Raw genomic sequence first — 11,927 nt, forward strand, 5'->3', positions numbered from 1 at the left:
CAGGGCGTGGACACCCTGAGTGAGGACATATCGCCATGCTCGGCTGCCGATTGAGGTCCAGTACCAACGCGTCGTCTGACCCCGCGGTCGGCTGAGCCGATGCGGGCCGATCGCGTCTTCGCGTACGGCGCCGCCGCCGGCCTCCTCGGTGACCTGCTTCTCGGTGATCCTCGCCGTGGGCATCCGGTCGCCGTGTTCGGGCGGGCCGCGGGTGCCGTGGAGCGGGTGTTGTGGCGGGACCACCGGGGGTGGGGTGCGCTGCACGCCGTCGTGTGTGCCGGTGGCGCCGCCGCGCTCGGGGCCGTGGCCGCTCGTGCCGTACGTCCCTCCCCTGCCGCCTCCGTCGCGCTGACCGGCGCCGCCACCTGGGCCGTCGTCGGCGGGACTTCGCTCGCCCGGGAGGCCCGGGCCATCGGGCGTGCCCTGGAGTCGGGGGACGTGGAGGGGGCCCGGGCGCGGCTGCCGCATCTGTGCGGGCGGGATCCGCAGGCGCTCGACGCCGACGGGATCGCCCGGGCCGTGGTGGAGTCCGTCGCCGAGAACACGTCCGACGCGGTGGTGGGGGCGCTGGTGTGGGGGGCAGTCGGTGGGGTGCCGGGGCTGCTCGGGTTTCGGGCCGTGAACACCCTTGACGCGATGGTCGGCCACAGGTCGACCAAGTACCGCAGGTTCGGGTGGGCTTCCGCGCGGCTCGACGACGTCGCGGGGTGGCCCGGAGCGCGGCTGACCGCCGTACTCGCGGCGGTGGCGGGTCCGGATCCGCGGGGTGCCGTACGCGCCTGGCGGGCGGACGCGGCGAAGCACCCGAGTCCCAACGCCGGGCCTGTGGAGGCGTCGTTCGCGGGGGCGCTGGGCGTGCGGCTGGGCGGGACGTTGTCTTATGCGGGGCGGGTTGAGCATCGGCCCGTGCTCAATGAGGAGGGGCGTTCTGTGCAAGTCGGGGACATCGAGCGGGCTGTTCGAGTGTCGCGGCTGGTTGGTTGGCTGGCTCTCGGAGTGAGTGCGGCAGGTGCGGTACCGCGGGGGCGGGTCGCGCAGCACCCGGCGCAGCAGTACCGAACGGGGCGTGTCTCATGACCGGCGGTGGGCTTCTCGTCGCCGGTACCACCTCCGACGCCGGCAAGAGTGTCGTCACCGCCGGGATCTGTCGGTGGCTGGTGCGGCAGGGGGTCAAGGTGGCGCCCTTCAAGGCGCAGAACATGTCCCTCAACTCGTTCGTGACGCGGGAGGGCGCGGAGATCGGGCGGGCGCAGGCCATGCAGGCGCAGGCCTGTCGCGTCGAGCCGACCGCGCTGATGAATCCCGTGCTGCTCAAGCCGGGAGGCGAGCAGAGCAGCCAGGTGGTGCTTCTGGGGAAGCCGGTGGGCGAGTTGAGCGCGCGCGGGTATCACGGCGGGCGGCAGCAGAGGCTCCTCGGGACCGTGCTGGACTGTCTCGCGGAGTTGCGGGGCACGTATGACGCGGTGATCTGTGAGGGGGCCGGCAGCCCTGCCGAGATCAATCTGCGGCGGACCGACATCGTGAACATGGGGATCGCGCGGAACGCGCGGCTGCCCGTGCTGGTGGTCGGTGACATCGACCGTGGGGGTGTCTTCGCCTCCTTCTTCGGGACCGTCGCGCTGCTTTCGCGGGAGGACCAGGAGCTTGTCGCCGGGTTCCTCGTCAACAAGTTCCGGGGCGATGTCTCGCTGCTGGAGCCGGGGCTCGACATGCTGCACGGGCTCACCGGGCGGCGGACCTACGGCGTCCTGCCCTTCCGGCACGGGCTCGGCATCGACGAGGAGGACGGGCTCAGGCCCGCTTTCAAATCAAATACAGCCCTGCGGGGGACGGTCAGGGAGTCGGTCGTCGCCCCGCCCGTCGGCGAGGACGTGCTGCGCGTCGCGGTCTGTGCGGTCCCGCTGATGTCCAACTTCACCGACGTGGACGCCCTCGCCGCCGAACCCGGTGTCGTCGTGCGGTTCGTGGACCGGCCGGAAGAACTGGCCGACGCCGACCTCGTGGTGATTCCCGGGACCCGCGGAACCGTACGGGCACTGGAGTGGCTGCGGGAGCGGGGGCTGGCCGAGGCCGTCGTCCGCAGGTCCGCCGAGCAGAGGCCCGTCCTCGGCATCTGCGGCGGCTTCCAGATCCTCGGCGAGCACATCGAGGACGAGGTCGAGAGCCGGCAGGGGCAGGTCGACGGGCTCGGGATCCTCCCCGTGCGCGTGCGGTTCGCCCGCGAGAAGACCCTCACGCGGCCCGTCGGCGAGGCCCTCGGCGAGCCGGTCGCGGGGTACGAGATCCATCACGGGGTCGCCGATGTCACCGGCGGGGAAGCCTTCCTCGACGGCTGCCGGGTCGGCCAGACCTGGGGCACGCACTGGCACGGCTCGCTGGAGTCGGACGGTTTCCGGCGGGCCTTCCTGCGCGAGGTGGCGGCCGCCGCGGGCCGCCGGTTCGCACCGGCCGCCGACACCTCGTTCGCCGCGCTGCGCGAGGAGCAGCTCGACCGGCTCGGCGACCTGATCGAACAGCACGCGGACACGGACGCGCTGTGGCGGCTCATCGAGTCGGGCGCGCCGCAAGGACTGCCTTTCATTCCACCGGGAGCGCCCGCATGAGCACAGTGTTGTTGTTGTCGACCGCCGACACGGATCTGCTGGCGGCCCGGGCCGCCTCCGGTGCCTCCTACCGGATCGGCAACCCGACCCGCGTGGACGTCGAGGGCGAGCTGCCCTCCCTCATCGCGGGCGCGGACATCGCCGTCGTACGACTGCTCGGTGGCAAGCGCGCCTGGGAGGACGGGCTCGCCGCGCTGAAGGCGTCCGGGATCCCGACCGTGCTGCTGGGCGGAGAGGCCGTACCCGACGCCGAGTTGATGGCCGAGTCGTCCGTGCCGGCGGGGGTCGTGGCGGAGGCGCTGCGGTATCTCGTCGAGGGCGGGCCGGCCAACCTGACCGAGCTGGCGCGGTTCCTGTCGGACACCGTGCTGCTGACCGGTGAGGGGTTCGTCGAGCCGCAGAAGATGCCCGAGTACGGCGTCCATGGCTCGCCCGCGTTCGCACAGGGGCGCCCGACCGTCGGAGTGCTCTTCTACCGCGCCCACGAACTCAGCGGCAACACCGCCTTCGTGGACACGCTGTGCGACGCGATCGAAGCGAGGGGCGCCAACGCCCTCCCCGTGTACTGCGGTTCGCTGCGCGGTGCCGACCCCGGGCTCTACGAGCTCCTCGGCAAGGCAGACACCCTCGTCGCCACCGTTCTCGCCGCCGGCGGCACGCACGCCTCGCAGGCGTCGGCCGGCGGTGACGAGGAGGCGTGGGACATCGGGGCGCTCGCCGACCTCGACGTGCCTGTGCTGCAAGGGCTGTGTCTGACCTCCTCGCGGAGCGCCTGGGAGGAGTCGGACGCCGCCCTCTCCCCCATGGACGCGGCGATGCAGGTCGCCATCCCGGAGTTCGACGGGCGGCTGATCACCGTGCCGTTCTCCTTCAAGGAGCAGGGTCCGGACGAGGTCCCGGTGTACGTCGCCGACCCGGAGCGGGCCGCGCGGGTCGCCGGGATCGCCGTACGCCACGCGGAGTTGAAGCACAAGCCGAACGCCGAGAAGAAGCTCGCGCTCGTCTTCACCGCGTACCCGACGAAGCACTCGCGGGTCGGCAACGCGGTCGGCCTGGACACGCCCGCCTCGGCGGTGCGAGTGCTGGACGCGCTGCGGGACGCGGGATACGAGGTCACCGCATACCCGTCCGACGGCGACGAGTTGATCCACCGGCTCATCGAGGCCGGCGGCCACGACGTCGAGTGGCTGACCGAGGAGCAGCTGGCCTCCGCCCCCGCGCGCGTGCCGCTCGCCGACTACCGGGCGTGGTTCGACAAGCTCGACCCGGAGCTGCGGGAGGCGATGCTGGAGGCGTGGGGTGAGCCGCCGGGCGGCCTGTACGTCGACGGGGACGACATCGTCCTCGCGTCCCTCCAGTTCGGGAACGTCGTCGTGATGATCCAGCCGCCGCGCGGCTTCGGCGAGAACCCGATCGCGATCTACCACGACCCGGACATGCCGCCGTCCCACCACTACATGGCCGCGTACAGGTGGCTGGAGAACAGCTTCGGCGCCGACGCCGTCGTCCACATGGGCAAGCACGGCACGATGGAGTGGCTGCCGGGCAAGGGGCTCGGGCTCAGCGGGGGCTGCGCGCCGGACGCCGTGCTCGGGGAGCTCCCCCTCATCTACCCCTTCATCGTCAACGATCCCGGCGAGGGCACCCAGGCCAAGCGGCGCGGGCACGCCACCGTCGTCGACCACCTGGTGCCGCCGATGGCGCGTGCCGACACCTACGGCGACCTGGCCAAGCTGGAGCAGCTCCTCGACGAGTACGCGCTCGTCTCCGACCTGGACCCGACGAAGGCGCCGGCCGTGCGCGCGCAGATCTGGACGCTGGTGAAGGCGGCCGAGCTGCATCACGACCTGCATGTCGACGAGCAGCCGGACGACGAGGCGTTCGACGAGTTCGTCATGCACATCGACGGCTATCTGTGCGAGATCAAGGACGTGCAGATCCGCGACGGGCTCCACATTCTGGGCGGCGGACCGGTCGGCGAACCACGCGTGAACCTCGTCCTCGCGGTGCTGCGCGCCTCGCAGGTGTGGGGCGGGCAGGCCAACGCGCTGCCGGGCCTCAGGGCCTGTCTGGCGGCTCATTTCGGGCTGGTGGAGAAGGAGTTGCTCGCCGAGCCGGGGACACCGGTCAAGGTCCCGGTGGAGCTGACGGATCTCGTCCAGGGCCCGGCGCGTACGGCCGCCGACGCGATCGACCTGCTGGAGCAGCTGTGCCGACGGGTCGCGGAGGGCATGGAGGCGCGGGCGTGGGACGTCGCGGCCGCACCGGCTCTCGTCCGGGAGGTCCTCGGCACCGAACTCCCCGATGCCGTCGCGGTGGTGGAGTTCGCGTGCCGGGAGGTCGTGCCACGGCTGGAGAGGACGACCGACGAGATCGGGCACATCCTCAAGGCGCTCGAGGGTGGCTATGTCCCGGCCGGTCCGTCCGGCTCGCCGACGCGTGGGCTGGTCAATGTGCTGCCGACCGGCCGGAACTTCTACTCCGTCGACCCCAAGGCCATTCCGTCCCGGCTGAGCTGGGAGGTCGGGCAGTCGCTCGCCGACTCGCTCGTGCAGCGGTACCTGGCCGACAACGGTGAGTACCCGAAGTCGGTCGGCCTGACGGTGTGGGGTACGTCGGCCATGCGCACCCAGGGCGACGACATCGCGGAGATCCTGGCGCTGCTGGGCTGCCGCCCGGTGTGGGACGACGCGTCGAGGCGGGTGACGGGCTTCGAGGTCGTCGGGCTGGAGGAGCTCGGGCGGCCGCGCATCGATGTCACGGTCCGGATCTCCGGCTTCTTCCGGGACGCGTTCCCCCACGTGGTGGGCCTGATCGACGACGCGGTACGGGCGGTGGCGGAGCTGAAGGAGCCCGCCGAGTCGAACTTCGTGCGGGCGCACGTGGACGAGGATGCCGCCGAGCATGGGGACCGGCGGCGGGCCACGGCTCGTGTGTTCGGGTCCAAGCCGGGGGCTTACGGGGCCGGGCTGCTGCCGCTGATCGACGCGCGGAACTGGCGGTCGGACGCCGACCTCGCCGAGGTGTACGCGGTGTGGGGCGGGTACGCCTACGGGCGCGGGCTCGACGGGCGGGCGGCGCGCGGGGACATGGAGACGGCGTTCAAGCGGATCGCGGTGGCGGCGAAGAACGTCGACACGCGTGAGCACGATCTCGTCGACGCCGACGACTACTTCCAGTACCACGGCGGCATGGTCGCGATGGTGCGGCACCTGACGGGGGCGAGCCCCGAGGCCTACGTGGGTGACTCGGCGACCCCCGACCAGGTGAAGACCCGCACCCTTGGCGAGGAGACCCACCGCGTCTTCCGCGCCCGCGTGGTCAACCCGCGCTGGATGGCGGCGATGCGACGGCACGGCTACAAGGGCGCCTTCGAGATGGCGGCGACCGTCGACTATCTCTTCGGATACGACGCCACGGCAGGGGTCGTGGACGACTGGATGTACGAGAAGCTCAGCGCGGAGTACGTCTTCGACCCGGAGAACCGGGACTTCATGAAGAAGTCCAACCCGTGGGCGCTGCGCGGCATCACCGAGCGGCTCCTCGAGGCCGCCGACCGGGGCCTGTGGGCCGAGCCGGACGCGGACACGTTGGAGCGGCTGCGGGCCACCTACCTGGAGCTGGAAGGCGACTTGGAGGGCGAGGACAAGTGAGTATCCCGTTTCCGTTCACGGCCGTCGTCGGCCAGGACGACCTGCGGCTCGCGCTGCTGCTGAACGCCGTGTCCCCGGCGGTCGGTGGTGTGCTGGTGCGGGGCGAGAAGGGCACCGCCAAGTCGACGGCCGTACGCGCGCTGTCGGCGCTCATGCCGGAGGTGCCTGTCGTGCCCGGGTGCCGTTTCTCGTGCGCCCCCGGCTCGCCCGACCCCGCGTGCCCGGACGGGCCGCACGAGTCGGGGGCCGGGGTCCGGCGGCCCGCGCGCATGGTCGAGCTGCCGGTCGGCGCCTCGGAGGACCGGCTCGTGGGTGCGCTGGACATCGAGCGTGCCCTGTCCGAGGGCGTGAAGGCCTTCGAACCCGGCCTGCTCGCCGACGCCCACCGCGGGATCCTCTACGTCGACGAGGTCAACCTCCTCCACGACCATCTGGTCGACCTGCTGCTGGACGCGGCCGCGATGGGCGCGTCGTACGTGGAGCGGGAGGGCGTCTCCGTACGGCATGCCTCGAAGTTCCTTCTCGTCGGGACCATGAATCCCGAGGAAGGTGAATTGCGCCCCCAATTGCTCGATCGTTTCGGGCTGACCGTCGAGGTCGCGGCCTCACGGGAGCCCGACCAGCGCGTAGAGGTCGTACGGCGGCGGCTCGCCTACGACGACGACCCGGCCGGCTTCGCATCGCGGTGGGCGGACGAGGAGGCCGCCGTACGGGCGCGGATCGTGGCGGCGCGGGAGCTGCTGCCGTCGGTGCGGCTGGGCGACGGGGCGCTGCGGCAGATCGCGGCCACCTGCGCGGCCTTCGAGGTGGACGGGATGCGGGCCGACATCGTGATGGCCCGGACCGCTACCGCGCTGGCGGCCTGGGCCGGGCGGACCGACGTGCTCGCCGAGGACGTGCGGCAGGCCGCGCTGCTCGCGCTGCCGCACCGCAGGCGTCGTAATCCCTTCGACGCGCCGGGGCTGGACGAGGACAAACTCGACGAGACGCTGGAGGAGTTCGGGGGACAGAGCGAGGACGACGACGATCCGGATCCGGACGGGCCGGGTGGGGGTGGTGGGCAGCCGCCTTCGGAGGGGCCTGATGGGTCTGAGGGGCCTGAAGGGGGCGACACCGGCGCGCGGCCCGAGGCCGGAGAGGGCGGGGAGCCGCAGTCTTCCGGGGGCGGGGCGGGTGAGCAGCAGCCCGCGCGGGCCGGTGAGCCCTTCCGGACGAAGGTGCTGAGCGTGCCGGGGCTCGGTGAGGGCGCCGCCGGGCGGCGTTCGCGGGCGCGGACCGAGCACGGTCGGACCACCGGGGCTCGGCGGCCCCTAGGCACGCTGACCAAGCTGCATCTGGCGGCGACCGTGCAGGCGGCGGCGCCGCATCAGCGGGCGCGGGGGCGGTCGGGACCGGGGCTGGTGGTCCGGCGGGACGATCTGCGGCAGGCGACCAGGGAGGGGCGCGAGGGGAATCTCGTGCTTTTCGTCGTCGATGCCTCCGGCTCGATGGCTGCCCGGCAGCGGATGAGCGCGGTGAAGGGGGCCGTGCTGTCGCTGTTGCTGGACGCGTATCAGCGGCGGGACAAGGTGGGGCTGGTGACGTTCCGGGGGGCCTCGGCCGATGTCGCCCTGCCTCCCACCTCGTCGGTGGACGCGGCGGCGGTCCGGTTGGAGTCGCTGCCCACCGGCGGGCGCACGCCGCTCGCGACCGGGTTGCTGAAGGCCCACGACGTGCTGCGGGTGGAGCGGTTGCGGGATCCCGCGCGGCGGGCGCTCATGGTCGTCGTGACGGACGGGCGGGCGACCGGGGGGCCCGAGCCCGTCGCCCTCGCTTCGCGTGCGGCTCGGTTGTTCGCGGCCGAGCAGATCGCCTCCGTGGTCGTGGACTGTGAGGCGGGGCCCGTACGGCTCGGGCTCGCCGGGCAGCTCGCGGGTGAACTGGGCGGTACGGCGGTGACGTTGGACGAGCTGCGGGCGGACTCGATCGCCGGGCTGGTCAAGGAAGTTCAGGGTAATTCGAGGAGGGCCGCGTAGTGCCGCAGGGACAGCCGAGTGTGATTCCGGACGATGGGCTGACGACTCGGCAGAGGCGGAATCGGCCTCTTGTCGTCGTGCACACGGGCGTCGGGAAGGGCAAGTCCACCGCCGCCTTCGGGCTCGCTCTGCGCGCCTGGAACCAGGGATGGCCGATCGGGGTGTTCCAGTTCGTCAAATCGGCGAAGTGGAAGGTCGGCGAGGAGAACGCGCTGCGGGTGCTGGGGGCCAGCGGTGAGGGCGGGTCCGTCGACTGGCACAAGATGGGCGAGGGCTGGTCGTGGGTGCAGCGCGACGACCAGATGGACAACGAGGAGAAGGCCCGCGAGGGCTGGGAACAGGTCAAGCGGGACCTGGCGGCCGAGACGTACCGGCTGTATGTGCTGGACGAGTTCGCCTATCCGATGCACTGGGGGTGGGTCGACACCGATGAGGTCGTCTCCGTGCTGCGGGATCGGCCCGGGAACCAGCATGTCGTGATCACGGGGCGGAACGCGCCCGAGAAGCTCGTCGACTTCGCGGATCTCGTGACCGACATGTCAAAGGTCAAGCATCCGATGGACGTCGGGCAGAAGGGGCAGAGGGGCATCGAGTGGTGAACGCCTCCGTCCCTCGGCTGGTCATTGCCGCGCCCTCGTCGGGCAGTGGCAAGACCACCGTTGCCACGGGGTTGATGGCCGCGTTCGCCGCGCGGGGGCTTGCCGTGTCTCCGCACAAGGTGGGGCCGGACTACATCGATCCCGGGTACCACGCGCTCGCCACCGGGCGGGTGGGGCGGAATCTCGACGCGTATCTGTGTGGGCCGGAGTTGGTCGGGCCGCTGTTTGTGCGCGGGGCGCGTGGGTGTGACATCGCCGTGGTCGAGGGCGTGATGGGGCTGTACGACGGGGCCGCGGGGGAAGGTGAACTGGCGTCCACGGCTCATGTGGCGAAGTTGCTGCGGGCGCCGGTGGTTCTTGTCGTGGACGCCTCGTCGCAGTCTCGGTCGGTGGCGGCGCTGGTGCACGGGTTCGCGTCCTGGGATCCGGAGGTGCGGGTCGGGGGCGTGATTCTGAACAAGGTCGCGTCGGACCGGCATGAGGAGTTGCTGCGGGAGGCGTTGGAGTCGGTGGGGGTGCCGGTGTTGGGGGTGTTGCGGCGGGCGGCTCAGGTGGATACGCCGTCGCGGCATCTGGGGTTGGTGCCTGTTGCCGAGCGGCGGGTTGAGGCAGTGGAGGCTGTTGCTGCCATGGCCGCGCAGGTGAGTGCGGGGTGCGATCTGGAGGCGCTGGTCGCGCTGGCGCGGAGCGCGGGTGCGTTGTCGTGTGCGGTGTGGGATGCGGCTGAGGTCTTGGCTCCCGCGGCGGAGCCGCTGATGGATGCGGCGCCCCCTCCGCCCCTTCCCGTCCCGTCCCTGGGGGCTGCCGCCCCCAGACCCCCGCTGTCGGCCCTGAACGGGCCTCGTCCTCAAACGCCGGACGGGCTGAGTTCAACGAACCGGCGCTCGGAAGTGCGGGACGGGCTGAGTACAGCGGGACCCGGTTCAAGAGTGACCGTCGCCGTCGCCGGCGGTCCCGCCTTCACCTTCTCCTACGCCGAGCACACCGAACTGCTCACCGCCGCCGGTGCCGAAGTCGTCCCCTTCGATCCCCTGCGCGACGAGCAACTGCCGGACGGTACCCGGGGGTTGGTCATCGGCGGCGGGTTCCCCGAGGTGTACGCCGCCGAGCTGTCCGCCAACGAGGGCCTCCGCAAGGACGTTGTCGCTCTCGCGGAGGCCGGCTCTCCTGTTGCCGCCGAGTGTGCCGGGCTGCTCTATCTCTGCCGTGAGCTCGACGGGCGGCCCATGTGCGGCGTGCTCGACGCCACCGCCCGTATGAGCGAGCGGCTCACCCTCGGGTACCGGGACGCGGTGGCCGTGAGTGACAGTGTGCTCGCGGTGGCCGGGACTCGGATGCGGGGGCACGAGTTTCATCGGACGGTCGTCGAGCCCGGGTCGGGGGCCGCTCCCGCCTGGGGTGTGCGGGCACCGCGGCGGCGGGTCGAAGGTTTCGTACAGCGAGGTGTGCACGCGAGTTATCTGCACACGCATTGGGCGTCCGAGCCCGGTGTCGCCCGTCGGTTCGTGGAGAGGTGCCGGACGTCATGAGCAGCAGGCTGATCGGAGTCGGGGTCGGGCCCGGTGATCCCGAGCTGGTGACCGTCAAGGGCGTCAATGCCCTGCGCGCCGCCGACGTGGTCGTCGTACCGGTCATGGCTTCATTTGATGGAAAAGATGGGGGTGAGCGCGGCCGGGCGGAGGCGACCGTGTTGCACTACGTGCCCGAGGAGAAGGTCGTCCGGGTCGTGTTCGCGCTCAACGAGCGCAGCGACCGGGCGCGGCGGGAGGCCGCGTGGAACGCGGCGGGTGAGCGGGTCGCCGGGCTGCTGAAGCAGTACGGCGCCGTGGCCTTCGCGACCATCGGGGACCCGAACGTGTACTCCACCTTCACCTATCTCGCGCAGACCATCGCCGAGTCGGTGCCCGGTGTCGTCGTCGAGACCGTGCCCGGGATCACCGCCATGCAGGACCTCGCCGCGCGTTCGGGGGCCGTGCTGACGGAGGGGACCGAGCCGCTCACGCTGGTGCCCGTGACCGCGGGGTCCGCCGTGCTCAAGGACGCGCTGAACGGGCCCGGTACCGTCGTCGCCTACAAGTTCGGGCGGCAGGCGCGGGAGGTGGCCGAGGCGTTGCGGGAGACCGGGCGGATCGACGACGCCGTATGGGGGTCTGCGCTCGGGTTGCCCGAGGAGTCCGTGCGGTCGGCCGCCGAACTCGACGGTGCGCCTCTCCCCTACCTGTCGACGCTCATCGCGCCCGCGCCGCGGGACGGCCGGCGGGGCGGCAAGCTGTGACACCCCCCAGATCATTCGGCTACGCCCACCACCAGCCAGATGAACGCCGCGCCCGCGATCGTGCACAGCACGGTCGAGCGGGCGGGGTGCTCGTGGTGAGCCTCCGGGAGGATCTCGGCCGCCGCGAGGTACAGGAGCGCGCCGGCGAAGAGGCCGAGATAGCCGCCGAGCATCGGCTCCGGGATCGTGAACAGGAGCGTGGACGCCGCGCCCACCACGGGGGCCAGGGCATCCGCGACCAGCATGGCGATCGCCCGGCGCCGGGCGTTCCCGTACAGGCTCGTGATCGTGTACGTGTTGAAGCCGTCCGCGAAGTCGTGGGCGACGACGGCCAGCGCGACCGCGGTGCCCATGCCTCCGCCCACCTGGAAGGCCGCGCCGATCGCCACGCCGTCCATGGCGCTGTGGCCGACCATCGCGGCGGCCGCCGTCAGGCCGACTTCGGGCGTACGACCGTCGATCTCTTCGGCGCCGTGGGCCGCCTGCCTCACCGCAAGCAGGCGTTCCACCAGATGGGCCAGCAGGAAACCGGCCACGAAGAGGAGCAGGGCCACGGGTACGCCGAGCACCTCCGTGTCGGCCGCCTCCAGCGCCTCCGGCAGCAGGTCCAGGCCGACCACGCCCAGCATCAGGCCGCCTGCCAGGCCCAGCACCAGATGGCGGCGGTCGGTCACGCGCAGTGCCGTCCAGCCGCCCGCCAGCGTCATCAGAAACGCGCCGAGCGCGACGAAGACCGCCATGTGCTCTTGGTATCCGATCAAGCCGTCCCGTTCACGCACATC

The 11,927-nt window shown here is 71.8% G+C and carries 8 protein-coding genes; 7 read left to right on the forward strand and 1 reads right to left on the reverse strand.

Annotated elements, in window-relative coordinates; all coding sequences use genetic code 11:
- Positions 1-99 precede the first annotated feature (99 nt).
- Genes Q4V64_RS11435 through cobI form a run of 7 tightly spaced genes read left to right on the forward strand, consistent with a single transcriptional unit; the run spans position 100 to position 11,145 of the window.
- Positions 100-1,077, forward strand: a complete 978-nt coding sequence (locus Q4V64_RS11435) for a cobalamin biosynthesis protein (RefSeq protein ID WP_124443270.1) — start codon at positions 100-102, stop codon at positions 1,075-1,077.
- On the forward strand, positions 1,074-2,603 hold the full coding sequence (locus tag Q4V64_RS11440; protein WP_124443269.1) for a cobyric acid synthase: 1,530 nt from the start codon (positions 1,074-1,076) through the stop codon (positions 2,601-2,603). Before Q4V64_RS11435 ends, Q4V64_RS11440 begins: the two co-directional genes overlap by 4 nt.
- The gene (cobN, locus tag Q4V64_RS11445; protein ID WP_124443268.1) at positions 2,600-6,256 is read left to right on the forward strand and encodes a cobaltochelatase subunit CobN; all 3,657 of its coding nucleotides are present in this window, start codon (positions 2,600-2,602) and stop codon (positions 6,254-6,256) included. The genes Q4V64_RS11440 and cobN overlap by 4 nt, the downstream gene beginning before the upstream one ends.
- Positions 6,253-8,271: a putative cobaltochelatase gene (locus Q4V64_RS11450; protein ID WP_124443267.1), complete on the forward strand. Its 2,019-nt coding sequence runs from the start codon at positions 6,253-6,255 to the stop codon at positions 8,269-8,271. Before cobN ends, Q4V64_RS11450 begins: the two co-directional genes overlap by 4 nt.
- Positions 8,271-8,870, forward strand: a complete 600-nt coding sequence (gene cobO, locus Q4V64_RS11455) for a cob(I)yrinic acid a,c-diamide adenosyltransferase (protein WP_124443266.1) — start codon at positions 8,271-8,273, stop codon at positions 8,868-8,870. Before Q4V64_RS11450 ends, cobO begins: the two co-directional genes overlap by 1 nt.
- On the forward strand, positions 8,867-10,399 hold the full coding sequence (locus Q4V64_RS11460; protein WP_124443265.1) for a cobyrinate a,c-diamide synthase: 1,533 nt from the start codon (positions 8,867-8,869) through the stop codon (positions 10,397-10,399). The genes cobO and Q4V64_RS11460 overlap by 4 nt, the downstream gene beginning before the upstream one ends.
- On the forward strand, positions 10,396-11,145 hold the full coding sequence (gene cobI / locus Q4V64_RS11465; protein WP_124443264.1) for a precorrin-2 C(20)-methyltransferase: 750 nt from the start codon (positions 10,396-10,398) through the stop codon (positions 11,143-11,145). The genes Q4V64_RS11460 and cobI overlap by 4 nt, the downstream gene beginning before the upstream one ends.
- Before the next feature lie 11 nt (positions 11,146-11,156).
- Here cobI and Q4V64_RS11470 read toward each other — a convergent pair whose 3' ends face one another.
- Complete coding sequence (locus Q4V64_RS11470) at positions 11,157-11,885, reverse strand: ZIP family metal transporter (RefSeq protein WP_124443263.1); 729 nt, start codon at positions 11,883-11,885, stop codon at positions 11,157-11,159.
- Between the last annotated feature and the right edge of the window lie 42 nt (positions 11,886-11,927).

This window comes from Streptomyces sp. NL15-2K (assembly GCF_030551255.1).
Taxonomy (GTDB): Bacteria; Actinomycetota; Actinomycetes; order Streptomycetales; family Streptomycetaceae; genus Streptomyces.